Consider the following 26,543-nt stretch of genomic DNA (forward strand, 5'->3'; position numbering starts at 1 on the left):
ATTACGAGACAGCACCGCCAACAATCGAAACATTCTGCCGGTCAACGGCAAAACGCCGTCCGTTCCATTTCAATACGGTTTGAACATATCCCAATGAGTCGGCGTTATACCTTCCCGCTATCCGCTGGTACGCCAATAATTCGTATACGCCGTCTCTGTCAAAATCAACCGGATACAAGCCCGATAAAGGATTCACCCATCCTTCTATCGGCATTTTTAACACACCTTGGCTGTTATAAATCTCATTCAAATATTCCCTGCCCTTGTAAGTAAGCTCGAGGATATATGTTTCGTTTTGCTGATGACTGATGACGCTCGCTTTATATTGATTTTGATACCTCACACTGTACTTTAATTCATCATTCAATACATCTGAATTGAAAATTCGCCGGAACTGCCTGTTTAGATAGGCAAACACATATGCATAAATAGCACCGCCGCTTCCCCCTGTGTCCATTACAACTGCCACATCCTCAATCTTGTCGCCTGTCATATCCCCCAGAAAAAGTGACGGATTGTATCCCATATTGTTTTGAAGCTGAATCCGCTGCTCCTGATGGGTTCTGCCATCACGGATCACCAATGTGATATTTCTCCATAACGGGCTGCCGGGCATTTGATTTCCAGTTAGAAAGACCTCGTCAATAACGCCGTCTCCCGTTACATCGCCGTGAGTAGATGCAATGATTGCACGTGAGGAGACAGGCTGCCGAAATACGTATGGATGTTGAACAAGTCCTCTGCTTTCATAAAACCAATAAGGAGCCATTCTGATGTCATACACATTCAATTGTGTCACCTTCCCTAATCAGCTGAATGAATCATTATATGCAGGAATGGCACATCAAAGACATATCTTACACACCAATTAAATCCGTACCATATGAGTTATCGATTACACAAAGCCACTCGCCTTGCGCATTCTTCTTAAATACATAGGTCGCCCTTCTTTCCATCGCATACTCGGAGTCCTTTTTATCCGAATCAAGCAGTGTCTGAGAAAGAACGAGTACCGTGTCACCTGCTTCCAACAGGATCATTTTCCCTTGTGTCGGGACAATATGATGATTGAAATAGTTCGCAATCGTGATAAATGCTTTTTTGATTTCTTCCTTGCCTCGTGCGATCATGCCCGGCTTCACAACTAAAACGGCATCTTCCGAATAATAATTCATCAGTGTATCAAAATCTTCATTTTGGATTGCCAAATCACACGCAGAGATGATGTCTTTCAATTGCTGTTCCAAATGAATTCCCCCAATCATCATGATTGGATATATTATACATCGCTAGACCACTGAAACCTTGAAAACAAAATGAAAAGTATCCTTTTTTCCTATATAATCAAATAGATATATTTAACAAAGTACCCAAGTGAAGGGGTGAACATTATTGTCTGCGGAAGTAACGTTACATGACAATATACATCATGATTTAAGTGCGGATTGCCAGCACTGTTTTGGCCTGTGCTGTGTCGCCTTGCCTTATGCGAAGTCGGCAGATTTTGCTTTTGATAAAGACGGGGGCACGCCTTGCCGCAACTTACAATCAAACTATCAATGTTCTATACATAAAGATCTCAGAGAAAAAGGATTTCGAGGCTGCTCTGCATATGAATGCTTTGGCGCCGGCCAAAAAGTATCCCAAATCACTTATGAGGGAAAGGATTGGCGAAACAGCCCCGAAACGGCCAACCAGATGTTTGACGTTTTTCCTATCATGCAGCAGCTGCACGAAATGCTCTGGTATTTACATGAAGCTCTTTCTATAGATATAGCCAAGCCGATTCATCCTGAACTGAGAACCAGTTTCGAAAAAATAGAAAGGCTCACCAGACTCAGCAAAGAACGCTTGCTGACACTGCAGGTGGACGAGCATCGAGCTGAGGTCAATGAATGGCTGTTAAAAACAAGTGAGCTGGTGCGTGCCCAAGCCCGCCATCCAAAACTCCCGAAAAAGGTCAACCGGGGAAGTGTCCTGATCGGCGCGAAACTGAAAGGGCTTGATCTGCGAGGAGCAAATCTAAGAGGGGCGCTGCTCATAGCCGCCGATCTGAGATTTGCCGATTTGAGAATGACAGACTTTATCGGTGCAGATATGAGAGACGCTGATCTCAGCGGCGCCGACCTGACCGGGAGCATCTTTTTGACACAGGCACAGGTGAACGCCGCCAACGGCGATTCGAACACAAAGCTGCCGCTGTCTTTACGAATCCCTGCCCATTGGAAATAAAAAAGGACCCGCTAACGGTCCTTTTTTACTGATCAATTCAATCCTTTTTCGTTCCTTTTATCCGGCACTTTCGCACTTCTTGCCAAGTATCCCGACAGCCATAACGCAAACAGCAGCATGAAGGTGATCATACCGACAACGCCCAGCCAGTGAAAACCAGACCAGAATAGCCCTCCGATTGTTCCGAAAACACTTGAACCAGCGTAATAAAAGAACAAATACAGCGATGAAGCCTGTGCTTTGTTATGAAGGGCTCTCCTGCCCACCCAGCTGCTGGCAACTGAATGCCCTCCGAAAAAACCGAATGTAAAGAGGGCAATTCCCAGAATTTTCACTGCCAGCATATTGTTTATCGTAAATAACGCACCTGCAATGACGATGAAAATATTCATCACCAATATTTTCGGATAGCCATACCGATCAACCATTCTTCCAATGAAAGACGAGCTGAAAATGCCTACAATCATCACAATAAAGATCCAGCTGGAAAATGCTTTATTAAGCGAATACGGCGGGCCCAACAGTACATACACAATGTAATTAAACAAGGCAACATTGCTTCCAAGCAGCAAAAAACCAATGAGAAACAAGCTGAATAGTTTACGGTCCCTCAAGTGGCCGATCAGAGACATTCCCAATTTCCCGAGCTTCAATTTTCTTGGCGTAAAATGCCTGGATGGCGGCAAATTCATACAAAATATAATACTAGCAATCAAACTAATGACACCAATTGCCCCCATCGCCATATGCCAATTCAAGTACTCGCTCAGGAGCCCGGAAACGATCCTTCCGAAAACGGCGCCGATTGCATTTCCGCTGATATACAGCCCCATCGCCGACCCAAGACTTCCGGGTTCAATTTCTTCCCCGAGATAAGCCATCGCAATCGACGGAAGGCCTGCGAGCGCAACGCCTTGAATGGTTCTCAATACGAGCAGCGTATGAAAGTTCGGACTAAAGGCCGATGCCAGACAGAGAACCGATGCGGCCAGCATGGAAATACCCATAATCGGCTTGCGCCCCCACACCTCGGATAATGAACCAAAGACAAGCATGCTCACAGCTAACAGCATTGTGGTAACAGATAAAGAAAGACTCGCCGCAGTAGGCGTTACATGAAATTCCCGCGTGAATTCCTCCATGAGCGGCTGTACGCAATATAGAATCGCAAATGTATTGAAACCCGCAGCGAAGAAAGCAAACGTAATTTTTCGAAAAACCGATGTGCCTTTTCGAATGTATGTCATCGGGACTTTATCGGTCCCTCATCATGTTGTGGAGCACTGCCATTCATAAACAATCATCCTTTATTTCTTACGAATTCAAACATCCTCGAGTCTGTTTATATTATTATCTTAGCACCGTTGATATATGTTGTATAATGCATATAAAATATCCTTTTCATGCTTATATGTAATAAGGAGAGATGATAATTGGAATGGGAACAACTTGAATATTTTCAAACACTGGCCCGGATGCAGCACGTCACGAAAGCCGCAAAAAGCCTCTCCATCACACAGCCTGCACTTTCACGCTCTATCGCCAGGCTGGAAAATCATTTGGGCGTCCCGCTATTTGACAGGCAAGGACGATCCATCAGCTTAAATCAATACGGACACATTTTTTTACGACGGGTTCAGGCGATGATGAAGGAGTATACCGAAGGAAAAGAAGAAATCCAAGCCTTATTAAAGCCAGACCAAGGCGTAGTCTCTCTCGGTTTTTTACATACATTAGGCACCACGCTAGTGCCCGATCTCATCGGCTCCTTTCAGCAGGAATACCCCAACATTTCCTTCCAGCTGAAGCAAAACCACTCTTATTGGCTGCTTGAACGATTAAAATCCGGAGATCTGGACCTCTGTCTCCTCGCTTCGATTAAGCCTGAAAATCCGATCCAATGGATCAAGCTGTGGAGTGAAGAACTCTTTGTATTTGTGCCAAATGATCATCCATTAGCCAGTCGCGAAAGCATTACCCTGAATGAGATTGCCGGGGAGCGTTTTATTTTATTGAAAAAGGGCTATGCGCTTCGGATGACGGTCGATGAGCTGTTTGAGAAGGCCGATATACAGCCGAACATTATGTTTGAAGGAGAAGAAGCAGCTACTGCCGCAGGTTTTGTGGCAGCCGGACTGGGCATATCTATTCTCCCAGACCTGAAAGGCTTAGACCAAAGCAAAATCACCAAAATCCGCGTCAGCTGGCCGGAATGTCAGCGTGTCATAGGAATTGCCTGGATAAAAGGCAGGTTTTTATCACCGGTTGCTGAGACCTTTAAACAATATGTGATCAGCCATTTTTCTGAGTAGGGAGGATTCAAGCATGAATGTCAAAAAAATCACGTCAGAACAGGATTTACATACAGCGTTTGAAATCAGAAAGGCAGTATTTGTAGAGGAACAAGGCTGTCCCATTTCGGATGAATTCGATGAGTTCGATACACTCCACGGTGATTGCCAGCACATCCTGGCTTATCATCAGAATGTACCTGTTGGCACTGCACGTGTCCGTATCGTTGGCCACACGGGGAAACTGGAACGAATCTGCATTCTGAAGTCTTACCGCAAATTCGGTTTGGGAAAAGTGATCGTCGATGCATTAGAACGTATTGTGAAAGAACAAGGCATTTCTGCCTTCAAACTGCACGGCCAGACACAGGCGGCAGGCTTTTATGAAAAGCTCGGCTATCAGACTGCATCAGAAGAATTTATGCTGGACGGCATTCCGCATGTGCTGATGACAAAACAAGACGATTCTGCGCTATAGATTGTTCACAAATTTGTCACTTATGAGCATGAACAGTTCATTGGTATACTAATCACCGATTATGGAGAGAAGGAATGATTGTATGCCAGCAAATAAAAAAGAAGGCCTTATATTTGGCGTGATGATGTGCTTTGGAATGGTTTGCGTCATGTCGATTTACAATGCCATCATCAACGGAGCCATCTACGATTTTTCACTGATGACCGTTTTTGAAATGGTCATCGGTTTTATGGTCGCCCTCCTGTTAGATTTACTGTTAGTGGGCCCCCTCGCCAAGAAGATTGCATTCCGCATGCCGTTCGACAAGACTAAAAAAATTTATGTCATCCTTGCCATGTCAACTTGTATGGTGATTGGCATGGTACTTTGTATGTCTGTGTTCGGTTTAGTGACAGCGGTTCTAGCAAATGGGCTGAACGGGGACAGCCTCTTCAGTGCTTATCTTATGATTGTGTTGAAAAATTTCATCCTGGCCTATCCGTTGCAATTACTGATTATGGGCCCATTAGTCAGAGGAGTTTTCATGAAATTTGTAAAACCAAAGCTCACAGCCGCAATTTAAATAGAAAAGGAGTGAGCCTGACACTCACTCCTTTTGCTCATGAATCGAATGTAAAACAAGCTCCGCAAAAGCCTCCGCGGCAGGCAGCTGCCATTTTTTCTTTTTGAGTAACAGATGTGAGTAAATCGGATCGAGGGCTTCACCATGCTGAAGAATTTTCAGCTTATGTTTTTGACTTCCATTAATCCCTATACCTTACCACATAGTTTTTATACAATTCTTCGTTATAAAGAATTTCTTCGCCATGTGAAGAGCAAATGAGCGTTGGTTTGATTTGATCTATGATTGAGCCGCTATCGATGTTCTCATTTATATCAACACTGAATCTTCTTATAGGTGGGTGTAAATCCTCCTTACTTGTGATAAAAAGGTCGCCCGTTAATAGCGTACGATCGATTTTATGATCATACACGACATGCCCCGGAGAATGGCCAGGTGTTAAATAGTATTTCAGAGGCAGGTGAGCAAGCGTTTGCTCCGTCAGCGGCTGGACAATATGGGCTACCCCTGTGTTCTCCACTTCATTTTTGTTCGGATAAGGCGCTTCTCCATTGATATATATAAGTTCTTTCTGGTGGGCATAAATCGGAATATCAAATCTCTCTAACCATTTTGATGCACCTCCGATATGATCACTGTGGCCATGGGTAAGCAAAATGGCTTTTGGATTGCCGATCGCTAACGCTGCCCTAATTTGAGCATCAGCAAAACGTTCTATTCCCGTATCAACAATATAAACATCATCACCATCTTTGATAAACCAAGTATGAACCGGAATACGAAGAGGCACATCAAGCTCAAATTCACATTGATAGACATGTTCTGATAATTGTCTCAAGTTCACGCAAACCACTCCCTTTGGAGATTTTTGATAGTTCAAAAGAAAACAGAAGTGAACGGCCTATTTTCAAGGCAGATTATCTTGAAAATGGTCCCACACTCCAGCGGACTGGAATTCTTGAGGAGGAGACGCCGATTTTCGCCAGATCAGCTCGACTTGTTAACATTGTCCATTAATAATCCCTTTTGTTCCCCTTCTTCACATATTCCCAATCACGTTCTATATTCTTCCTCACTCTATGAAGGAGTGCAGAAATGGTTTCCTTTTCCTCTGAAGTAAAACCGGACAAGGCCACTTCCGTGGAATGTTCTCCTTCTCTTCTTAACAATGGATATACCTTTTTCCCTTTCTCAGTCGGGAACAGTTTTTTTATTTTTTTATTTTGCTCATCTGGCAGTTTTTGAATAAATCCCTGCATTTCCAGCTTCTTAATGGCCCGCGCGGCCGTTGTCCGGTCCACCTTTATCATTTCCGCCAATTTTTCTTGAATAATTCCCGGATTTTCGTATATACGTACGAGATAGAGATACTGCCCTCTTGTTAAGTCCAAATCTTTAAATTCGATGTTGCTTATGGAATCCAACGCTCTTGCTATCATGCCGATCTCACGCAAAATATCATTCATTCCTAAAACCCCTCACGTATTTTTGTTGCAATTACAACAAAAATGTTTTAACCTTACTATTATAAGACCACATGCATGCTGTACAGTCCAGACTAATATCAGAAAAGGATTGATTCATAATGAATATAAAAAGAATAACAACTGAAGCTGATTTACATGAAGCTTTGAATATTAGAAAGACGGTTTTCATTGAGGAGCAACATGTATCGGAATCCGAAGAGTTCGATGAATTTGATACGCTCCAGAAACAATGCCAGCATGTCTTGGTATATCATGAGAATCAGCCTGTCGGCACGGGCCGTGTGCGCATCGTTGACCATACAGCAAAGCTGGAAAGAATCTGCATCCTAAAACCTTACCGTAAGTATGGATTGGGGAAAGTCATCGTAAGCTGGTTAGAAGAAATCATAAAAGAAAAAGGACTGACTGCATGTAAGCTGCATGGTCAAACACAAGCAGCAGGCTTTTATCAAAAACTGGGCTACCAGATTTCTTCACAGGAATTTATGGAAGACGGCATCCCTCATGTCTTGATGACAAAAGACATATCGCGGAATATAACATGAAATATATTTTTTACGGATTAGGCATACTCATATTAAGTTTGGGCATTTCCTTAACCATACAATCAGGACTGGGCACATCACCCTTCGATGCCCTTTTGGTTGGTCTGTCAAAAGAAATCGGTCTTACCGTAGGGAGCTGGGAGGTCCTTATTTCTGTGATCCTCTTAATCTGCAACGCTATATTAACGAGAAAAAAACCTATTTTGCTAGGCTTAATTACAGCATTCATTACTGGAATAGGCATTGACCTATGGTTGTTTGTTGTAAAAAACACCATCTATCTAAATGCGTTGTTAAGCAAACTGATTTGTTTCGGAATTGGTTTGATGCTCATCGGTCTTGGAACAGCCATCTATCTTCAGACGAAATTCGCATCAACACCCATCGATCATTTAACACTTATTATCCGAGATCTCTCCAAAAGAACAATCTTGTTTTCAAGAACATTGGTATACGCTCTTTTCTTAGTATTAGCCATCATCTTTAAAGGCCCTATCGGCATCGGAACCCTATTAACCGTCTGTTTGGGAGGAATGATCCTTCACGTTTTTATGCCTATTGTGGAAAAACAATTCTTATCAAAAAAAAGAAGGGGTTAAAAAACCTCTTCTTTGAAAAAACGAAACGCAAAACAAGCTACGTTTCGTTCAATAATTTTATGATAAATTAAAATTTATAGTACCAAAAAATCGCAATTTCATTTGCTGTTGGAAGGTTGGAATAAAGCATCGTATCAACTGCACCTATTATAAAGTGATGTTTGGCATAAAAACGACAAGCTGAAACATTAATATCTTGTGTTTCAAGCATAAGACCACAAAAGCGATTCTCCTTTGCCCACTCAATCGCTTTATGTAATAATGCTGTTCCAACGCCTTTTTGTCTATAGTCTTTTGCAACGGCAATGTCCTCTATTAGTGCATACCCATTCCAGTTAGAACGAATCTTAATCCGGCCGATGCAGTTGTTTTCAACATAATATAAAAAAACAACCTTTCCTTCACCTTCAATATAACTAACATCCATTTCATCATCTTCATATTGTTTAAAATAAGATTCAGAAAATCGTTCCTCAGTATATGTCCAAACACCGTTTTCAAAAGCAGGTATCATTCTCCCAAAAACAACGAAAGGTTCATTTGGTTTATTGAAATCTTTCAAATTCATTTGAGCCATTTTCTTGATCATATCAATCCCCTCCTAAACGAGATTATATTAGCATACTCGTTTCGATCAATAACAGCTTCCAAAAGGGCACTCTTTAAAAGAACAGCATCCATTACCTTTTATATATAGCGATTTTTCTATTTCACTGTCTTAATGGGGTATTTCAACAGAGGCTTGTGGTACAGTAAAAAGGAATAGAAACAAGAGAAAAGAAGATGAACCTATGCCCACTAACAATAAACTCAATGAGAAATATCATACTTCCTTCAACTCGCCCACAACCCTGTTGGCTAGTATCCGTGGAGAGAGGAAGCTTTGACACAGCTTCTGCCATTGGTGACATCTCTATTGAAGTATCCAAAGGACAACCAAGGATCGCTCTTTGATTTTTTCAAGAAGAAAGTAGAGTGAATAAAGGAGTGATTGAGTATGTTAACAAGAGAAGATATCTTTAAACACGTCAAAGAAAAATACGGTACATCGCCTGATTACCCGTGGGAGAAATACCCAAACTATGCTTCTTTGAGACATACATCAAACAAAAAATGGTACGGTCTTATCATGAATGTTCTCCCAGAAAAATTAGGCTTGGATGGTCATGGCGAAATAGATATTCTAAATCTAAAATGTCCCCCTGACATAAGTGATAGCTTAAGAAACGGGGAAAATATCTTACCCGGATATCATATGGATAAGGAACATTGGATTTCAATTGTTTTAGAACGGACAGATCCAGAAGGCGAAATCTATAACTTAATCGAGCAGAGCTTTCATTTAACCAAGTGAAGATAAAGAGTGTTCCTGCTAATCGAGCTGCGGAGAGTAGTGGGCACTTTCATTTTAGATATTGTTCTTCACTTTGTCCATAAACGCAACTTAGTCGATCTGGTGTGTGAGTGGGAGAAGAATTTCTACCAACTTCTTATGGAAAAGGATGAATAGTTATGACAAATAACTTAAAACAGAGAAAAATCATTTTAGATTTAGCAGTTACTTTAGATGGTTTTATTGAAGGGAAAAATGGAGAAGTTGATTGGTGCATTATGGACCCTGATATGGGGTTTACTGATTTCTTAAATCAAATTGATACTATTTTATATGGCAGAAAAAGCTACGATTTATGGGGACAATATATTCCAAAAAATGAAGACCCTGATACAGAAAAGGAAATTTGGAAATTGGTTCATAGTAAAAAGAAATATGTTTTTTCCAGAACACAAAATGAGATTGATAATCAAGCCATATTTATAAATGATAATATTCTTGAAGAAGTAAATAAATTGAAGAAAAAGTCTGGCAAAGACATCTGGCTATATGGTGGAGCGAGTCTCATTACAACTTTTATAAATTTGGGGCTTGTTGATGAATTTAGATTATCTATTCACCCTGTTGTTTTGGGAGAAGGAAAACCGTTGTTTATTGATGTAAAACAGAGGATAAATTTAAAAATGGTGAATACAAGAACATTTTCCTCTGGCGTTGTGCAAATCGTTTATCATTGGAATGGCTAAAAAAATCTTTCCCTCCAAAATATACATTGTAAGGTAACACTCGACAGTTATTTTTCTTATTGAACTAAAGGGGACTCCAATGGGTTCCCCTTAATACTATTGAATTATCAACTTTAACAGAGCTAAAAATATCCATTCTCTTGTATTAAAAGAAAAGAAGACTGGAAAGGACACATTAACATAATTAAACATTATAGTATATTTCATTCTCCCTCTTTTAAGTAAATCGGCTAAGAGGTGATCCTATGCCCACTAACAATAAATCCAATAGAATTAATCGCTGAGAAGTCTACTTATTTTACTTCAACATGCTCATAACCCTGTGGACTGGTTCCCTTGGGGAGAAGAATCATATGAAAAAGCGAAACGCGAAAACAAGCCTGTTCTCGTATCTATGGGGTATAGCTAACGATGGCTAATCTAAAGAACATGCTATTGATGCCATGTTTATTCATTTTACAAAAAAGGATCAACCTTGGATTACTTTCACAAGATTGACCCTTTCACTCATTTAGCGATGCCTCCGCGAACGTTTATATACATTCAAGATTACTAGCCAACAAATAACAATGGTTCCTGCAAAAAGTATGAGCATATTGCTATACAAATAGGTAGAGTGATCAACGTCAATAGGCAGCAGCCTATGGTCTAGGAAGCCGATAGATAATAAACCGCCTACAATCGCAATACCCGTTCCCTCTGATAAAAAGCTCGTGAAATTAAGCAAACTCATTCCAGCGCCCGCTTCCTTTTCTTTCAAACCGCTAGACACAACTGTAGATATAACTGTTTTTGTGAAAGATAGCCCTCCAAAAACAAAAATTACTATAATTGTCATGATCCATGGTGCTGCATCTATAAAAAAGGCAGCGATTAAAAAGCCCGAAGAAAGCAATGCACTTCCAATAGTTAGTACATACAAGGAACCTTTCCGATCAACAAGCAATCCCCCAATGTAACCAAAGATGATGACACTCATTGTTCCGGGGAAAATAATGCCGCTTCCAATTGCTGTAGTACTTAAATGGTGAACATCTTTCATCATGTAAGGAACCATAGAGACAAATCCTGCTGCTGTACCAAATATTAGTCCTCCGCAAAGGGTTCCAATCACAAAAAAGACGTTTTTCCCTTAATTCAGGGTCAACAAAAGGGTCCTGAGCTTTCCTAATGTGTTTTACAAATATGAAGAAAGCAAGAATACTGATGATCAGAAAAGAAAATCTATAAGATGTTGTAAACAGCATAAAAAATACGATACCTGCAGACATCAATATAATCCCTGCCATATCAATGTGTCCTCTTATTCTCTCTTCCTTTTTCAACAATTTTATAAGGAATGGAACGGTGATAATTGTTGCAGTTGGAATAAGCAGCAAATACGACCAATGGATATAATGAGCAACCATTCCGCCAATAGCTGGCCCAACACCTTCTCCCATTGCTACCAGGGACCCGATCAGGCCAAATGCTTTCCCCCTGTTCTCTTTTGGAATATAGCGCGCAACGACAACCATCACAAGAGCTGGGAATGCGGCTGCACCAATCCCTTGAATAAACCGGGCTAGAATGAGTATAGAAAAGAAAGAGTGTCCAACAAATCCAATGATCGACCCAAAGCCATTTACCATAATCCCAAATAGAAGCAGCTTTTTAATGCCCAGCTGATCCGATAACTTTCCATATAGAGCTGTTCCAATGGAGAAGGTTAACATAAAGGCAGTATTCACCCAGTTTGCACTTGCTGGCAGTTTATTAAACTCGTTGGCAATATCAGGTAATGAGACGTTCAGAACCATTTCATTTAATACGCTGAAAAATGATAGAACACAAAGCCAAATCAAAACTTGATTGTGCCGTAAAGTTGACTGTGAATAAGACGTATTCACAATTTCCCCTCCATTAATGAGGGCAGACGCAGTTTATAGGGCCATTGATACGCTTCCCTCTTTTAATTGTACCCTGTTCATTTTATTGCACTTCATAATAACTCCCCCTACATTTGATTGATATGATCTTATTATATATAGACTAAGGTTTAAACTTTTACTTTTTTTTATAAAAATTTGAAGAGATTGCGAAACAAGGAAAAACGTTATTCGCATTTATCTCAAGTGGCAAAATGAAACATTAGTTTATATTTTCACATCACAATTATCGATAAGCAGTCAGTTATTGTATTTGTTTAGGATAACTGTGGTAACCTGAATATAACCAACTTAGGAAGAAGGTGATCCCATGCCAAATAAAAGTAAACCCAATAGATTAATCGCTGAAAAGTCTCCTTATTTACTCCAACACGCCCACAACCCTGTGGACTGGTTCCCGTGGGGAGAAGAAGCATTTGCAAAAGCAAAACGCGAAAACAAGCCGGTTCTGGTCAGCATCGGTTATTCGACGACTTGTCATTGGTGGCCTGGGATAATCAAATCGTGTGGAACTCCATTAAAAGATAACAGAAGCCATTTTAAACGATAATACTATTTGTTCAAACAATACAGTCTACCTTTTATTTCATTCATTTTCTAAAACCTGTAATCCGTAACCACGCGGTAGCAGGTTTTTTTATTTGCTTGACTTAGAGTTAACTCTAAATTGTAAACTAACTTTAATTAAATGAGAGGGATGATGTTGTTGTATTCCATTAGTAAAGCTGCTGAGAAGACTAGTATTAGTTCGTATACATTAAGATATTACGAAAAGATTGGGTTACTTCCACCACCAAAACGAAAAAACAGTGGAAGGCGTTTTTATACGGAGACTGATATTCAGTTCATGTTATTCCTGAAAAGTTTAAAGGAAACAGGTATGTCTTTGGAGGATATTAATGAGTTTGTCAAAGACGGATGCATTTTGGAAAAAATCAATTCGGATGTTAAATCGGCACAACTCTCCCCATCTATAAATAAACGTATTGAGATTTTAACCAAGCACTTAGAGAAAATGGAAATTAAAAAAAGGGAGCTGGAAGAAGTGATTTCTACTACAAAAGGAAAACTGGATACATATTTTTCAATTTTGAAAGAGGAAGTGGAAAACAAATGAAACATTTAAATATATACATAATGTTACTTGGCTTCTCTATTTTCACGGGAGCTACTTTTAATCTTGCAAAATATACAGTTGGATATTTTTCTCCATCGTCTTCTGCGGCATGGCGTTTCGGTTTAGCGGCTGCAGTGATGCTCATCATTTTGATTTTTACTGAAGGTATAAAGAAGAGTCAATTACGGAAAAACGCCGTTTCATACATTGTTCTTGGAATTATAGGAATCTTTGGATTTAATGCCTTGTTTTTTGTTGGTTTAAAATATACATCTCCCGTTAACGGAGCATTAATAATGGGGCTGAATCCTTTATTAACAGCAATTCTCGCTCGAATTATCTTAAAGGACAACATGACAAAAAAACAAGTACTCGGCATATTCTTTGCATTCATCGGTGTATTGTTAGTCATTACACAAGGTTCTATCGAAACCATTAAAACCTTATCAATTTCAGGAGGAGACTTAATAATCTTTACAGGTAACGTTTGTTGGGCACTTTATGGCGTACTTGGACGTCGGTTTGTAAAGGATGGTACACCGCTATCTACAACCACTTATACGATGGTTATTGGTGCTGTTAGTTTAATAGTAGTTTCCTTATTTACATCCAAACCTGTTTCTTTATCGAACATCCCGATTGGAGTTTGGGGGGCAATTGCTTTTATGGCTTTCTTTACAAGTGTTTTGGGTTACCTATGGTGGAATCAGGGGATTAAAGAGATTGGGGCTAGTAAAACATCTTTATTTTTCAACCTTGTTCCCGTTGTAACGATGATTATTTCATTTGCAATTGGAACACCGATAAAGGTATTTCAAGTTATTGGGGCTGTGTTAGTTATATTAGGCGTTTTAACCGCTTCGGGGGTAATACGTATTCCTAAGTACAATACTAAAGAACAGTCAGCTATATAAAGAAATAGGGATTATTTTTGAGAAAATGTGTTAAGTTAAATATACACTAATTATAGAAAGAAGGTGATCCAATGCCCACTAACAATAAGCCCAATAGATTAATCGCTGAGAAGTCTCCTTATTTACTTCAACATGCTCATAACCCTGTGAACTGGTTCCCTTGGGGAGAAGAAGCATTTGAAAAAGCGAAACGCGAAAACAAGCCTGTTCTCGTATCTATTGGGTATAGCTAGCTCGGGTAGCTACACGCACATGTCATTGGTGCCACGTGATGGCTCACGAAAGCTTTGAAGACGAAGAAATCGCGCGTCTTCTCAATGAACGGTTTGTGGCGATTAAAGTCGACCGGGAAGAGCGACCTGATGTGGATTCTGTTTATATGAGAATCTGCCAGCTGATGACCGGGCAGGGCGGCTGGCCGCTGAATGTATTTATTACGCCTGATCAAAAGCCGTTTTACGCGGGTACATATTTTCCAAAGACGAGCAAATTCAATCGTCCCGGTTTTGTTGATGTGCTTGAGCATCTGTCTGAGACGTTTGCGAACGACCGTGAGCATGTCGAGGATATTGCGGAGAACGCCGCTAAACATTTGCAGACCAAAACAGCCGCCAAATCAGGCGAAGGCCTTAGCGAGTCAGCGATTTCCCGGACATTCCAGCAGCTTGCCAGCGGGTTTGATACGATCTACGGCGGTTTCGGGCAGGCACCGAAATTTCCGATGCCCCATATGCTGATGTATTTGCTTCGTTATCATCACAATACGGGGCAGGATAACGCTTTATACAACGTGACGAAAACGCTGGACAGCATGGCGAATGGCGGCATTTACGATCATATCGGCTATGGGTTCGCCCGCTATTCGACCGATGACGAGTGGCTCGTTCCCCACTTTGAAAAAATGCTGTACGACAATGCGCTGCTGCTGACTGCTTATACAGAAGCCTATCAGGTCACGCAAAACAGCCGCTATAAAGAGATTTGTGAGCAGATCATTACGTTCATTCAGAGGGAAATGACTCATGAAGACGGAAGCTTTTTCTCTGCTTTAGACGCGGATACAGAAGGAGAAGAAGGAAAGTACTACGTGTGGTCAAAGGAAGAGATTCTGAAAACGCTCGGGGACGATCTCGGAACGCTGTATTGCCAAGTGTATGACATCACTGAAGAAGGAAACTTTGAAGGCAAAAATATTCCTAACCTCATTCACACAAAGTGGGAACAAATCCAAGCGGATGCCGGGTTAACCGAAAAAGAGCTCAGTCTCAAACTCGAAGACGCAAGACAGCAGCTCTTGAAGACACGCGAGGAAAGAACCTATCCGCATGTCGATGATAAAGTGCTCACCTCATGGAACGCGCTGATGATCGCGGGTCTTGCGAAAGCGGCAAAGGTATACCAGGAGCCGAAATATCTCAGCCTAGCGAAAGACGCCATCACATTTATTGAAAACAAATTAATCATCGACGGCCGTGTGATGGTCCGATATCGTGATGGCGAAGTGAAAAACAAAGGCTTTATCGACGATTACGCTTTTCTCCTATGGGCTTATCTGGATCTCTATGAAGCTTCGTTTGATCTTTCTTATTTACAAAAAGCGAAGAAACTGACAGACGATATGATCAGCTTATTTTGGGATGAGGAGCATGGCGGATTCTATTTTTCCGGGCATGATGCAGAAGCCTTAATCGTACGGGAAAAAGAAGTGTACGACGGCGCCGTGCCTTCCGGAAACAGTGTGGCAGCCGTTCAGCTGCTTCGTCTTGGACAAGTCACAGGCGACTTATCACTAATTGAAAAAGCAGAAACGATGTTTTCCGTGTTCAAGCCAGACATCGACGCGTATCCGAGCGGCCATGCTTTCTTTATGCAAAGTGTGTTAAGGCATCTGATGCCTAAGAAAGAAATCGTGATTTTTGGAAGTGCAGACGATCCAGCCAGAAAACAAATCATAACGGAGCTTCAAAAAGCCTTTAAGCCTAACCACTCCATTCTGGTGGCAGAGCAGCCCGAGCAATGCAAAGACATTGCGCCATTTGCAGCAGACTACCGCATCATAGACGGCAAAACAACCGTGTATATTTGTGAAAACTTCGCCTGCCAGCAGCCGACAACGAATATCGAAGAAGCCATCCAAATGTTAATAAGCAGCAGGGATTAAGACCCTTGCTGCTTACTTTTTGATTTCTTATGGTACCATAAAGCGATCCCCGCAAACACAAGGTTGACCGCTATCGTAAAGAAAGCCTCCCACATCGGGTTCCCCCGCGTAACCGTAAACAGAGAAGGAATTCCTCCATACACACTGTTTTTTTCTGTAATAAACATACATAAAAACATATTATTCGCGGCATGGGCGCCAAGTGATATTTCGATGCTTCCAGTTTTAATCGTGTAATAGGTCCACACAAAACCAAATGTTAAATACTCAATTCCTGCCCAGACAGCGCCATTGTTCATTTCTGGATTCGCAAAATGCAATACGCCAAACAATCCTCCGACAATCAGTGTCAAAAATAAAGGATTTTTCATCAATCTCCCGAAAGCTTGAAGCAAAAATCCCCTGAAAAACAGTTCCTCAGCTGATGTCTGAATCGGAACCAAAATGAGGGCACCCGCTAGCAGCCAGATAAATCGTGATGCATTAAACTCTTGCATTGAATAGCTATCAGGATGAATCGCAAAATCAATCAATTGTACGGCGATCATCAGCAAGAAATAAGCAATAAAACCAAAGGAAATTCTCCGCCAATTCATCTTTGAATTTGGTGTAATCACAGTTCGGAAAGGCCGCTTCAAAATAAAGCGCACAGCCAGCCAAACTCCCGGAATGGCGAATAAATAAATCACATGGGACAAATAAAGATCTACGAGAGGATCACTCAGCACAGCTTCATCCAAATCAAACGTGATATTGGGATTCACAATAACCGTGAACAGTATAGCGAAAAGGTAAGCTATATTCCCGAATACATATAACCCTACCATCACCAAAAAAGCGAAAAAATATCTCCACAACGTATTGTTTCCTTCTATAGGACGGATAAATGAATTCATTCCTTCTATGTCTCTTCCTTTCAATGAGAATATTACTATATATTTGCATAAATTGGTCTATGAATCTACTGTTTTGGAAATCTTTTAAGCAAAATTAAAATATAAAGTGTGAATTTAGTTCTTCCATCTAGTGATTTGAACTCTGTTGCCAATGAACCAAGATACTTATAATAGTCCCAAGAGGGGAATTTTCAGTCTTTTCTTACTACTCAAAAGGGGGTTTTTTATGAATACGATCTTCAAACAAAAGAATACACATCCTTTCTCAAACGTAGCGAATCGTTTAGACCGCCTTCCGATTTCACGCGTTCATTTCCAAGTGTTAACCGCTCTCGGCATTGTTTATTTCTTTGATCTCGCAGATTTATTTACCCTCAGCAATGTAGCGCCGGCACTGATCGAGCATTGGGGCATCCCGCTTTCAACTATTGCTAACGTAACGGCTGCTTCGTTTTTAGGCATGTTTTTAGGCGCTTCACTGGGCGGACGGCTGTCCGATCGAATCGGCCGCAAAAAAGCCTTAAATCTATTTGTCTTTGTTTTCTCAATCGCATCGCTATGCAATGCTGCGGCATGGGACATTCCATCTTTAATGACATTCCGTTTTCTCACCGGATTTGGCGTTGCAGCCGCCATGGTCATTACGAATAGCTATTTGGCGGAATTTTTCCCTTCAAGTGTACGTGGAAAATATATTTCTTTTTGTGCCATGATTGGATTGATCGGGGTTCCGATCACCAACATTGTGTCTGCCTTTGTCATTCCTCTTGGTTCATGGGGATGGAGGCTAGTATTTGTATGGGGTGCCGTCGGCCTTATTTATTTTTTCTTTATTCGACGGCTGGAAGAGTCGCCTCGCTGGCACGAAAATCGCGGGGAATATGCGAAAGCCGATGCGATCCTCAATCGAATTGAGGCACAGGTTGAAAAGGAGAAAGGCCCGCTTCCGGCAGCATCCCAGCCTAAAGTAAGCGAAACTGTTAAGCAGCATGCAGGTTACGCAGGCTTATTGAAAGGCAGAAACCTTAAAATCACCATCGTATTATCTGCTGTATGGATTTTTGAAACGTTTGGGTTTTACGGATTTGCCTCCTGGGTTCCAAGCCTGCTAAAAAGCAATGGCGTCACCATGGAAAATACATTGTGGTATAACGTATTGCATTCCGTCGGCGCTCCGCTTGGTGCACTGCTCGGCTCCATGATTTCCGAAAGATTTCAAAGAAAATGGATTTTAGCTGCGAGTGCGTTTCTGACGGCCATCGCCGGGCTCTTATATGGTATGACTTTTATTCCCATCATGATCATTGTATTTGGTTTTATCGTGAATATCACAGAACGGGTCTTTACCTCGAACTTATACGCCTATACATCTGAACCTTATCCGACTGAATACCGCTCGTCTGGCAGCGGTTTAGCCTATGGTCTTGGCCGTTTTTCAAACATTTTTGGCTCATTGCTTGTCGGATTTATTGCCGTTCAGCTCGGCTATATCAGCGTCTTCTTATTTATTGGGGGCTGCTGGCTCGCATGCTCCTTGCTGTTAATCTTCTTTGGTCCTAATACGAATGCGAAACAGATTTAAAAAAGTCAGTGCGGATCTGCCGCACTGATCTCATTACAATTGCTTCAAAATCCTCGCGGGGTTTCCGCCTACAACAGTATTAGCGGGTACATCCTTAGTGACAACAGATCCAGAAGCAATCACTGCGTTATCACCGATTGTCACTCCCGGGTTAATCACCGCCCGGCCTCCAATCCAAACTTGATCTCCAATTGTCACAGGCTTACCGAACTCCTTCCCGGATTTCCTTTCGATCGGATCAAGAGGATGACCGGCCGTGTAGATATGTACACCTGGCGCAATCAAACAATGACGGCCGATACGCACCTCACACACATCTAAAATGACACAGTCAAAATTAACAAATGTATGATCTCCGATATGAATGTGATAGCCATAATCACAGCGGAATGTCGGCAAAATGGTGACTTGATCCCCAACCGAACCGAGCAGCTCCTTCAAAAGCTTCGTCCGCACTGCATCATCTTCCAGTGTTTCGTTATATTGTCTAATCAGCTGTCTCGCATGCTTGCGTTCTAGTAATAGTTGTTGATCTTCCGAATTGTATAATTCTCCGGCTGCCATTTTTTCTTTTTCTGTCCTCAGCATTTAAGTCACTCCATGTCAGATTGTAATCTCGATCAAATTTCCTCCATCATCCTCAATCACACTTTCATAGTAGCCGTCTCCTGTTGTCCTCGGGCCGTTTACTACTGCGAAACCATCCGCCTTCAATCGATCAGTCAGTTCGTCAACTTTCTCCCGACTCCCAACGGAAAAGGCAATATGTGCCCAGCCTGTCATTGTTTGTGAGGGCGGATCGGTCACATTCCCTTTTTTCATAATCTCCAGCCTTGCTCCGGAATCAAACGTAATAAAATAAGACTTAAAATCTTTTTTCTCATTATGATACAAATCATTCGCTTCGCCATTAAAATACGTTTCATAAAAAGACTTCATTCGCTCTAAATCATTGACCCAGACCGCTGTATGTTCAATCTGCATTTCTTCCTCCTCCTTCGCCTTCAATGAAGTTATAAGGTATGAAATGCATTTCAGTTCAAGCTTTTTTCTTAAATTTATGCTGAATTTTGATATCAGCGGGTTCATCTTGCAAAAATAAAGAAAATGCTGCGATGCCGAGCTGCTCAAGGTTCAAATCAAGCGACGGAAAACCAAGAACACGGCTGATAGAAGTATTCCCCTCGCCTATGATTTCAACATCCCAATTATTCTTTTTGGCAAATAGATGAATTCCAGCTGCCACTTCATCACTATTTGCATAAATAGCAGTCGGAACCCGCCCGCTCATATAAAAATGTTCAGCTGCCAGCTCACCATCATTCATATCGTTGCATCCGGACAGCATATGGCGGTCTTCCAACCTTCCGCAGACAGCTTTATAGGCCGCAGCTTTATCAGCCGTGCTCGGGCTCCTATCAGCTTCTCTGACACACGTAAAAGCAATATTCTCATGCCCGCGGCTCTTTAAATAGCGAAAGCTCTCTGCATAAGCAGCTTTTCTGTCATTAAAAGCACAAGGGACATCAATGTCTCCGGTATCCTCACAAGCGATGACCGGCCCATATTCCTGATAAGCTAAAATGCTGTCCCAATGATTGGCGCGGGAAGTAATGATGAGACCGTCTATTTTCTTCGTTCTTAACAGCTCTAAATATTTGATTTCAATATCGGGGTTATAATTGGTGGGGAGAAGGGTCGTTGCATACTCATGCTGAAAAGCCGCCTTGGTGATTCCGTTAACGATTTTATCAAAGCAGGGATGATCGCTATAAGGCAGAATCACACCGACTGTATGGGTTTTCCCGCGAATGAGATCGATTGCGGTTCGATTTGGTGTATAATCCAATTCCTTCATGACTTGATGAACAAGCTTTCTCTTTTCTTCAGATACATAAGGATGATGATTCAATACACGCGAGACAGTCGAAACAGATACATTTGCCAGCCTTGCGATCTCTTTTATATTTGCCATCTCTTTCTCCTTTTCATATAAAAAAAGCAGTAAGTGTAAAATCCTTACTGCTATCTCATCATATATTGATGATAAGTTCAACAGGACAATGGTCGGAACCCATGACGTCCGCTGATATGCTGGCATCTTCAATCTGTTCCTTAAGGCTTTCAGAAACAACAAAATAATCAATCCGCCATCCAATATTTCTGTCCCGGGCGCCGGCACGATACGACCACCAGGAATAAGCGCCTTCAAGATCAGGATAAACATGACGGAAAGAATCAACAAAGCCAGCTTCTAAGAAACGAGTGAATGCCTCTCTTTCTTGATCTGAAAATCCAGCGTTATTCCGGTTCGCCTTTGGATTTTTCAAATCAATCTCCTGATGGGCTACATTCAAATCACCGCATAAAATCACTGGTTTTTTCTGATCCAATTCAAGAATATAAGACAGTAAAGCCTCTTCCCATTGCATGCGGTAATCAATCCGCTCTAATCCCCTTCTGGAATTGGGCGTGTAAACAGTCATCACAAACACGTTTTCAAATTCCAGCGTAATCACTCTGCCTTCTTGGTCATGCTCTTCTACTCCGATACCGTAGATGACCTGCAGCGGTTCTTGCTTAGAAAAAACAGCTGTGCCGGAATATCCTTTTTTCACTGCATAATTCCAGTACACATGATAGCCTTCAGGCTGGAGATCAACCTGGCCGTCCTGTATCTTCGTTTCCTGAAGACATATAATATCTGCATCCTCTTCTTTCAAATAAGAGAGGAAATCCATTTTTCTCATCACAGCCCGCAGGCCGTTTACATTCCATGAAATCAACTTCATGTTTCATCCTCCCCCCCTATAAAAAAGAGCAAGAACCCGAAGGTCCTTGCTCTTTACGCATCAGCTTACTCACCGCTTACGTATGGAAGTAAAGCCATTTGACGTGCGCGTTTGATCGCTGCAGTCAATTTACGTTGGTATTTAGCGTTTGTTCCAGTTACACGACGTGGTAAAATTTTACCGCGCTCAGAAACAAACTTTTTAAGAAGATCTACATCTTTGTAGTCGATGTGCGTGATACCGTTAGAAGTGAAATAACACACTTTACGGCGTTTCGCACGACCGCCTCTGCGTCCTCCTGCCATTGTCATTTCCCTCCTTTCTTTTTCATTTTAGGTGATAATCACATTAGAATGGAAGATCATCATCCGAGATGTCAATCGGTTTGCCGTCGTTGGCAAATGGGTCATCATTAAAGCTGTTCCCCTGATTGCGTCTCTGGTTGTTTTGATTTCCCCCAAATGGATTATCATTTTGGCCTCCGCCAAAGTACTGGCCTCCGCCGCTGTTTCCTTCGTTGTATCCACCTGAACCAGAACCGCCGCCGTTTTTCGGCTCAAGAAATTGAACACTTTCAGCTTGGACCTCTGTCACGAAGACACGCTGTCCTTGCTGGTTTTCATAGTTTCTTGTTTGTAAACGGCCATCTACGCCTGCAAGGCTTCCTTTTTTCAAGAAGTTTGCAACGTTTTCGGCTTGTCTTCTCCAAGTGACACAATTAATGAAATCGGCCTCACGTTCTCCGGACTGGTTCGTAAATGTACGATTCACAGCAAGAGTAAACGTAGCAACAGCCGCACCGTTTGGCGTATAACGAAGCTCTGGGTCTTTTGTCAGTCTTCCGACTAATACAACTCGGTTAAGCATAAGAAAGACCACCTTTTACCATTATATATTTCAAAATTGCTTATTCTTCTTCTTTAACAACAATGTGGCGAATGATATCGTCACTGATCTTAGCTAGACGGTCAAATTCTTGAACTGCCGCAGCGTCAGATTGAACGTTTACGATTTGGTAGAAACCGTCGCGGAAATCGTTGATTTCGTAAGCAAGACGACGTTTACCCCAATCCTTTGTTCCAGTGATCTCCGCACCGTTAGAAGTCAGAACGTTGTTGAAACGCTCGATAACTGCTTTTTTAGACTCTTCGTCAATGTTTGGGCGGATAATGTACATAACTTCGTACTTTCTCATCTGTTTGCACCTCCTTTTGGACTAAGCGGCCCATAATGGGCAAGGAGCAATAATTCTATTACTCACAATTTTATATTATACCAAAGCTCTTGTCCCTTTACAACTGCATCCTATACATTAAATCGGAAATGAATAACATCTCCGTCTTGGACCACATATTCTTTCCCTTCAAGGCGGACTTTTCCTGCCTCTTTAGCTCCTGCCATACCGCCGCCCGCAAGAAGATCCTCATAAGCAACTGTCTCAGCACGAATGAAGCCCCGCTCAAAGTCACTATGAATAATTCCTGCACACTCAGGGGCTTTCATGCCTTTTTTGAATGTCCAAGCTCTGACTTCCTGTTCTCCGGCTGTGAAATATGTTGCGAGGCCGAGAAGAGAGTAAGACGCTTTGATCAGCTGATCAAGACCTGATTCTTGAATGCCCAGCTCTTCCAAGAACATTTGCTTTTCTTCGCCTTCAAGCTCAGCGATTTCAGATTCGATTTTTGCACACACAACGATAACTTCTGCATTTTCGCCGGCAGCGTACTCGCGAATCTTCGCTACATTTTCATTGCCAGATGGATCAGCAACTTCATCTTCACTTACGTTGGCCACGTACAAAATAGGCTTCGAAGTCAGTAAATGGAGCTGCTTCACAAGCTTTTGCTGCTCTTCAGTGAATTCTACAGATCGAGCAGGCTTTTCACTCTCAAACGCTTCTTTCAGTTTAGATAAAATCTCAAACTCAAATACAGCGTCTTTATCTTTTTGCTTCGCAAGCTTGCTGACGCGTGTAATCCGCTTTTCAACCGTTTCCATATCAGCGAGGATCAGCTCAAGGTTGATCGTTTCAATGTCATCAATCGGATCAACCTTTCCGGAAACGTGTGTAATGTTGTCATCGGAAAAAGCACGGACAACGTGGCAAATCGCGTCAACTTGACGAATATGAGATAGGAACTTGTTGCCGAGTCCTTCTCCTTTAGATGCGCCCTTTACAATCCCTGCAATATCAGTGAATTCAAAAGCAGTCGGCACAGTCTTCTTCGGGTTGACCAGCTCAGTCAGCTTTTGCAGACGATCATCCGGCACCTCTACAATTCCCACGTTCGGATCAATTGTACAGAACGGGTAGTTGGCTGATTCGGCACCGGCCTGTGTAATTGCGTTAAATAGTGTTGATTTTCCGACGTTCGGCAAACCAACAATTCCAGCTGTTAAAGCCATTCTTTCATCTCCTCTATATAAAACCGTCATTGTATGAGCGTATTTTGAACCTAGAGCAATTATAAGGAGGTTCACTGGAAAAGACAAGCTGACAAAAAAGCATTTTCAGCCTGCCAATCCCTTTGATTATGCTTTTTTCAAGCCTACTAAACAGTCAAAAAGCGTACTTCCCATTCCATTATCAGAATTTGTATCATTTGTCAGTGCATTGACTGACCCTCCAAAAGCCGCCCACATGCCTTCATCTATATTAATCGTCTTCGCATGAGCCTGTTTCATCACTTTCACCTTGCCCTTCAAGCGTCCGCGGTCATTAAAGATGACAACCTCGTCTCCATCCTGAAGATCCTGCTCAGCCGCTATATCTGGAGAAATATCGACCTGAACGTGCTGAAGCTTTTCAATAAACGGCACATGCTGTGAATGGTTGGAACGCTGCGGATGAATGGATAACAGCGTATAAGGGTACTTTTCAGCTAACTCCTCATTATGGAAAACAGATTCTTCGGGCACATTTAATTGAAGCGAGCCGCTAAATCCCTTTTGCTCAGCTAGCGACGAAGTAAATTCAAAATTTCCACTCGGCGTCAAAAACTGATAATCATCCCACGGCACCTGTTTTACTGGAAGAGGGAGGTGGCCTTTTTCTTTTAAACGCTCGAGTGTCACACCCTCTGCTTCCAATGAAGAAAGCCCCATCTCTAAAAATTCTTGAGTGCTGTATTCAAACAGCTCGCCAAATCCAAGGCGTTTTGCAAGCTCTGACCAGATCCAGCTGTCCGACTTCGCTTCACCCTGCGGCTCCACAAGCTTCTTCCCGTACTGAACATAATGATGATACATACTGGAATAGTAGATATCTTCTTCTTCAAAAACAGTGGCAGTCGGCAAAACATAATCACACAGCTTTGCGGTATCTGTCATAATGGAATCAATCGCAACCGTCATGGGAACCTTTTCAAAAGCTTGTCTCACCTTATTTGTATTCGGCACCTGAGTCAGCGGATTTCCGCACGTCACAATAATCATCTCAATCGCAGGATCAGCAGCGGTCAACACTTCTTCAGCCTGCGTCATCATTGAAAAAGAACGTGATGTTGTTTTTAATTCCGGCAACGTCAGCTTTGTTTTTGCAAAGCTCTCGCCAATCTGGACATTTCCGAAATTCGCGCCGCCGCCCTTAATTCCGACATTTCCGCTTGCCGCAACGAGTGCATCAATCCAACGAATCGTTCCGCCGCCGTTTTTATATCGCTGCATGCCAAGCCCCATAAAAGTAGACACCGGACCATCAGCATACAAACCGGCCAAATACTCCAGCTCCTCCATAGAAGTTTCTGTTTTCACAATAAACTCTTCCAGAGAAACGGTCTTCAAAAGCTCTTTCACATCATCAAAACCGACAGAATGCTCAGAAATAAACGTTTCATCCGTTCTTCCCGTCTCAATCAGAACCTTCAAAACGGCTGCCGCAAGCCAGCCGTCCATTCCAGGCTTTACAGAGATATAGCGGTCAGCAAGCTTAGCAGTCGGGTTGAAGATCGGATCAATCACCGTAATCGTGGCGCCCTTCTTTTTCACCTGCTGCAAGTGATGGTATAAGTGCATATTTGTTCTGGATACATTTCTTCCCCACACAACAACATGCTTGCTGTTGTAAATATCAAGCGGGCCGTGACCGTACGAACGGCCAAAATCCCAGCTTTGCGCCTCGATGCCGGAGCCCCAGCATATGCTTCCGACGATTTCAGTCACGCCTCCATATCCATTAAAAAAACGCTGATCAAGCGCTTTTAACAGACCGTTATTCGCATAATCATGGCTGTGCAAAACAGCAGTCGTCTCCGACGTTTCCTTGATTTCCCGAAGTTTATCGGCAATTTCATCAAGTGCCTGCTCCCAAGAAATCCGCACAAACTCGCCATTTTGTTTTTTCATTGGATAGCGAAGCCGATCAGGCGAATTTGTTTTTGTCTCAAGCATTCTGCCGCGGCCGCAGATTTTACCTTCCGTAATCGGATGGTTTGGATCTCCGTCCACTTTTGTTACCTTTCCATCATCAACAGTCACCAAAAAGCCGCAGCTGTCCCAACAATTCAGCGGACATGCCGACTGATGCACTTTGCTCATCGCCGTCTTCTCCTTACCTTCTATATGAAAAAGCATGAGTGTCGGCCTATTTATGAAGTAGGCTCCTCATGCTTGACTAGTACTTTTTTTAGTTTTCTTTCAAATTCTCTTCTCGGAATCATAACACTGTGAGAGCATCCCTCACACTTAATTCGAATATCCATTCCCATGCGTATAATTTTCCAGCTGTTCGCTCCGCATGGATGCGGTTTTTTCATTTCTACGATATCATTCAGGCCAAAGTCTTTATCCGCCAAGACCCTTCACCTCTTTTCCTAAACTGCTGTATCTATTGTACAAAAAAACTGATCATAAGAGCAATCAAGATACCCGAAAAGAAATAC

The 26,543-nt window shown here is 42.1% G+C and carries 31 protein-coding genes and 3 pseudogenes; 15 read left to right on the forward strand and 19 right to left on the reverse strand.

Going from position 1 to position 26,543, the window contains the following annotated elements:
• Position 1 precedes the first annotated feature (1 nt).
• Entirely contained in the window at positions 2 to 790 is a 789-nt protein-coding gene (locus MKX38_RS20785; RefSeq protein WP_319620349.1) for a hypothetical protein, read from the reverse strand.
• A 67-nt stretch (positions 791 to 857) separates the two neighbouring features.
• A complete protein-coding gene (locus MKX38_RS20790; protein ID WP_003243451.1) occupies positions 858 to 1,247 on the reverse strand; it encodes a nuclear transport factor 2 family protein in 390 nt (129 codons plus the stop codon).
• A gap of 145 nt (positions 1,248 to 1,392) precedes the next feature.
• Between MKX38_RS20790 and MKX38_RS20795 the strand changes: the two genes are divergently transcribed.
• Positions 1,393 to 2,232: a pentapeptide repeat-containing protein gene (locus MKX38_RS20795; protein ID WP_339188235.1), complete on the forward strand. Its 840-nt coding sequence runs from the start codon at positions 1,393 to 1,395 to the stop codon at positions 2,230 to 2,232.
• Between the two features lie 32 nt (positions 2,233 to 2,264).
• On the opposite strand, the gene MKX38_RS20800 is transcribed toward MKX38_RS20795, so the two are convergent.
• Positions 2,265 to 3,479 (reverse strand): MFS transporter, encoded by a 1,215-nt coding sequence (locus MKX38_RS20800; RefSeq protein WP_339188238.1) that lies wholly within the window; start codon positions 3,477 to 3,479, stop codon positions 2,265 to 2,267.
• Positions 3,480 to 3,665: 186 nt separating this feature from the next.
• On the opposite strand from MKX38_RS20800, the gene MKX38_RS20805 reads away from it, so the two are divergent.
• From MKX38_RS20805 to MKX38_RS20815, 3 genes are all read left to right on the forward strand, one after another.
• Complete coding sequence (locus MKX38_RS20805) at positions 3,666 to 4,544, forward strand: LysR family transcriptional regulator (protein WP_044052403.1); 879 nt, start codon at positions 3,666 to 3,668, stop codon at positions 4,542 to 4,544.
• A 13-nt stretch (positions 4,545 to 4,557) separates the two neighbouring features.
• Positions 4,558 to 5,001 carry a GNAT family N-acetyltransferase gene (locus tag MKX38_RS20810; RefSeq protein ID WP_029726103.1) on the forward strand — a complete coding sequence of 148 codons (444 nt, stop codon included), beginning with the start codon at positions 4,558 to 4,560 and terminating at the stop codon, positions 4,999 to 5,001.
• A gap of 82 nt (positions 5,002 to 5,083) precedes the next feature.
• Positions 5,084 to 5,563 carry a DUF2798 domain-containing protein gene (locus MKX38_RS20815; RefSeq protein ID WP_087614840.1) on the forward strand — a complete coding sequence of 160 codons (480 nt, stop codon included), beginning with the start codon at positions 5,084 to 5,086 and terminating at the stop codon, positions 5,561 to 5,563.
• 24 nt (positions 5,564 to 5,587) lie between these two features.
• Here MKX38_RS20815 and MKX38_RS20820 read toward each other — a convergent pair.
• The 3 genes and pseudogenes from MKX38_RS20820 to MKX38_RS20830 all read right to left on the reverse strand — a co-directional run.
• Positions 5,588 to 5,728: pseudogene (locus tag MKX38_RS20820) on the reverse strand (LysR family transcriptional regulator); the annotation flags it as partial.
• A gap of 16 nt (positions 5,729 to 5,744) precedes the next feature.
• A complete protein-coding gene (locus MKX38_RS20825) occupies positions 5,745 to 6,407 on the reverse strand; it encodes an MBL fold metallo-hydrolase (RefSeq protein WP_339188243.1) in 663 nt (220 codons plus the stop codon).
• A 169-nt stretch (positions 6,408 to 6,576) separates the two neighbouring features.
• On the reverse strand, positions 6,577 to 7,029 hold the full coding sequence (locus tag MKX38_RS20830) for a MarR family transcriptional regulator (protein WP_003226875.1): 453 nt from the start codon (positions 7,027 to 7,029) through the stop codon (positions 6,577 to 6,579).
• A 119-nt stretch (positions 7,030 to 7,148) separates the two neighbouring features.
• Here MKX38_RS20830 and MKX38_RS20835 point away from each other — a divergent pair, with 119 nt between their 5' ends.
• Both MKX38_RS20835 and MKX38_RS20840 read left to right on the forward strand, forming a co-directional pair.
• Entirely contained in the window at positions 7,149 to 7,595 is a 447-nt protein-coding gene (locus MKX38_RS20835) for a GNAT family N-acetyltransferase (RefSeq protein WP_339188244.1), read from the forward strand.
• On the forward strand, positions 7,592 to 8,194 hold the full coding sequence (locus MKX38_RS20840) for a YitT family protein (protein ID WP_003226872.1): 603 nt from the start codon (positions 7,592 to 7,594) through the stop codon (positions 8,192 to 8,194). The genes MKX38_RS20835 and MKX38_RS20840 overlap by 4 nt, the downstream gene beginning before the upstream one ends.
• Positions 8,195 to 8,261: 67 nt before the next feature.
• Here the strand turns inward: MKX38_RS20840 and satA are convergent, their stop codons facing one another.
• The gene (gene satA, locus MKX38_RS20845; RefSeq protein WP_029318530.1) at positions 8,262 to 8,783 is read right to left on the reverse strand and encodes a streptothricin N-acetyltransferase SatA; all 522 of its coding nucleotides are present in this window, start codon (positions 8,781 to 8,783) and stop codon (positions 8,262 to 8,264) included.
• 408 nt (positions 8,784 to 9,191) lie between these two features.
• Here satA and MKX38_RS20850 point away from each other — a divergent pair, with 408 nt between their 5' ends.
• The 3 genes and pseudogenes from MKX38_RS20850 to MKX38_RS20860 all read left to right on the forward strand — a co-directional run bounded on the left by MKX38_RS20850 (position 9,192) and on the right by MKX38_RS20860 (position 10,682).
• Positions 9,192 to 9,548 (forward strand): MmcQ/YjbR family DNA-binding protein, encoded by a 357-nt coding sequence (locus tag MKX38_RS20850; RefSeq protein ID WP_086344547.1) that lies wholly within the window; start codon positions 9,192 to 9,194, stop codon positions 9,546 to 9,548.
• Positions 9,549 to 9,706: 158 nt separating this feature from the next.
• A complete protein-coding gene (locus MKX38_RS20855; RefSeq protein ID WP_339188247.1) occupies positions 9,707 to 10,273 on the forward strand; it encodes a dihydrofolate reductase family protein in 567 nt (188 codons plus the stop codon).
• 258 nt (positions 10,274 to 10,531) lie between these two features.
• A pseudogene (locus MKX38_RS20860) lies at positions 10,532 to 10,682 on the forward strand (DUF255 domain-containing protein).
• A 102-nt stretch (positions 10,683 to 10,784) separates the two neighbouring features.
• Here MKX38_RS20860 and tet(L) read toward each other — a convergent pair.
• Positions 10,785 to 12,162, reverse strand: a pseudogene (tet(L), locus tag MKX38_RS20865) (tetracycline efflux MFS transporter Tet(L)).
• A 349-nt stretch (positions 12,163 to 12,511) separates the two neighbouring features.
• Here tet(L) and MKX38_RS20870 point away from each other — a divergent pair.
• The 5 genes from MKX38_RS20870 (at position 12,512) to MKX38_RS20890 (ending at position 16,393) form a co-directional block, all read left to right on the forward strand.
• Positions 12,512 to 12,751, forward strand: a complete 240-nt coding sequence (locus tag MKX38_RS20870; RefSeq protein WP_003243894.1) for a DUF255 domain-containing protein — start codon at positions 12,512 to 12,514, stop codon at positions 12,749 to 12,751.
• Positions 12,752 to 12,901: 150 nt separating this feature from the next.
• A complete protein-coding gene (locus MKX38_RS20875; protein ID WP_050542590.1) occupies positions 12,902 to 13,318 on the forward strand; it encodes a MerR family transcriptional regulator in 417 nt (138 codons plus the stop codon).
• Positions 13,315 to 14,232, forward strand: coding sequence for an EamA family transporter (locus MKX38_RS20880; protein ID WP_029726092.1), 918 nt, complete (start codon positions 13,315 to 13,317; stop codon positions 14,230 to 14,232). Before MKX38_RS20875 ends, MKX38_RS20880 begins: the two co-directional genes overlap by 4 nt.
• A 71-nt stretch (positions 14,233 to 14,303) precedes the next feature.
• A complete protein-coding gene (locus MKX38_RS20885; RefSeq protein ID WP_077199439.1) occupies positions 14,304 to 14,465 on the forward strand; it encodes a DUF255 domain-containing protein in 162 nt (53 codons plus the stop codon).
• Positions 14,466 to 14,503: 38 nt separating this feature from the next.
• A complete protein-coding gene (locus tag MKX38_RS20890; RefSeq protein WP_339188249.1) occupies positions 14,504 to 16,393 on the forward strand; it encodes a thioredoxin domain-containing protein in 1,890 nt (629 codons plus the stop codon).
• Here MKX38_RS20890 and MKX38_RS20895 read toward each other — a convergent pair.
• Positions 16,390 to 17,289, reverse strand: coding sequence for a type II CAAX endopeptidase family protein (locus tag MKX38_RS20895; RefSeq protein WP_339188251.1), 900 nt, complete (start codon positions 17,287 to 17,289; stop codon positions 16,390 to 16,392). The genes MKX38_RS20890 and MKX38_RS20895 overlap by 4 nt on opposite strands.
• A 226-nt stretch (positions 17,290 to 17,515) precedes the next feature.
• Here MKX38_RS20895 and MKX38_RS20900 point away from each other — a divergent pair, with 226 nt between their 5' ends.
• The gene (locus tag MKX38_RS20900) at positions 17,516 to 18,871 is read left to right on the forward strand and encodes an MFS transporter (RefSeq protein ID WP_125121016.1); all 1,356 of its coding nucleotides are present in this window, start codon (positions 17,516 to 17,518) and stop codon (positions 18,869 to 18,871) included.
• 33 nt (positions 18,872 to 18,904) lie between these two features.
• Here MKX38_RS20900 and MKX38_RS20905 read toward each other — a convergent pair whose 3' ends face one another.
• The 10 genes from MKX38_RS20905 to MKX38_RS20950 all read right to left on the reverse strand — a co-directional run bounded on the left by MKX38_RS20905 (position 18,905) and on the right by MKX38_RS20950 (position 26,456).
• The gene (locus MKX38_RS20905; RefSeq protein WP_116315634.1) at positions 18,905 to 19,459 is read right to left on the reverse strand and encodes a sugar O-acetyltransferase; all 555 of its coding nucleotides are present in this window, start codon (positions 19,457 to 19,459) and stop codon (positions 18,905 to 18,907) included.
• Positions 19,460 to 19,474: 15 nt separating this feature from the next.
• Positions 19,475 to 19,855, reverse strand: coding sequence for a VOC family protein (locus MKX38_RS20910; protein WP_339188254.1), 381 nt, complete (start codon positions 19,853 to 19,855; stop codon positions 19,475 to 19,477).
• Positions 19,856 to 19,910: 55 nt separating this feature from the next.
• The gene (gene ccpB / locus MKX38_RS20915) at positions 19,911 to 20,846 is read right to left on the reverse strand and encodes a transcriptional regulator CcpB (RefSeq protein ID WP_015250783.1); all 936 of its coding nucleotides are present in this window, start codon (positions 20,844 to 20,846) and stop codon (positions 19,911 to 19,913) included.
• 58 nt (positions 20,847 to 20,904) lie between these two features.
• On the reverse strand, positions 20,905 to 21,663 hold the full coding sequence (xth, locus tag MKX38_RS20920) for an exodeoxyribonuclease III (RefSeq protein ID WP_015250782.1): 759 nt from the start codon (positions 21,661 to 21,663) through the stop codon (positions 20,905 to 20,907).
• Between the two features lie 65 nt (positions 21,664 to 21,728).
• Positions 21,729 to 21,968 carry a 30S ribosomal protein S18 gene (gene rpsR, locus MKX38_RS20925; RefSeq protein WP_003219224.1) on the reverse strand — a complete coding sequence of 80 codons (240 nt, stop codon included), beginning with the start codon at positions 21,966 to 21,968 and terminating at the stop codon, positions 21,729 to 21,731.
• 43 nt (positions 21,969 to 22,011) lie between these two features.
• Positions 22,012 to 22,530 (reverse strand): single-stranded DNA-binding protein SsbA, encoded by a 519-nt coding sequence (gene ssbA, locus MKX38_RS20930; RefSeq protein ID WP_003219228.1) that lies wholly within the window; start codon positions 22,528 to 22,530, stop codon positions 22,012 to 22,014.
• Positions 22,531 to 22,570: 40 nt separating this feature from the next.
• Positions 22,571 to 22,858: a 30S ribosomal protein S6 gene (gene rpsF, locus MKX38_RS20935; RefSeq protein ID WP_003244064.1), complete on the reverse strand. Its 288-nt coding sequence runs from the start codon at positions 22,856 to 22,858 to the stop codon at positions 22,571 to 22,573.
• Between the two features lie 110 nt (positions 22,859 to 22,968).
• The gene (gene ychF, locus MKX38_RS20940) at positions 22,969 to 24,069 is read right to left on the reverse strand and encodes a redox-regulated ATPase YchF (protein WP_003242727.1); all 1,101 of its coding nucleotides are present in this window, start codon (positions 24,067 to 24,069) and stop codon (positions 22,969 to 22,971) included.
• Positions 24,070 to 24,195: 126 nt separating this feature from the next.
• A complete protein-coding gene (locus MKX38_RS20945) occupies positions 24,196 to 26,199 on the reverse strand; it encodes a molybdopterin-dependent oxidoreductase (protein ID WP_339188258.1) in 2,004 nt (667 codons plus the stop codon).
• Positions 26,200 to 26,249: 50 nt separating this feature from the next.
• Positions 26,250 to 26,456, reverse strand: a complete 207-nt coding sequence (locus MKX38_RS20950) for a DUF951 family protein (protein ID WP_003226838.1) — start codon at positions 26,454 to 26,456, stop codon at positions 26,250 to 26,252.
• Positions 26,457 to 26,543: the final 87 nt, after the last annotated feature.

This window comes from Bacillus sp. FSL M8-0025, from assembly GCF_037975475.1.
Classification (GTDB): Bacteria; Bacillota; Bacilli; order Bacillales; family Bacillaceae; genus Bacillus; species Bacillus subtilis.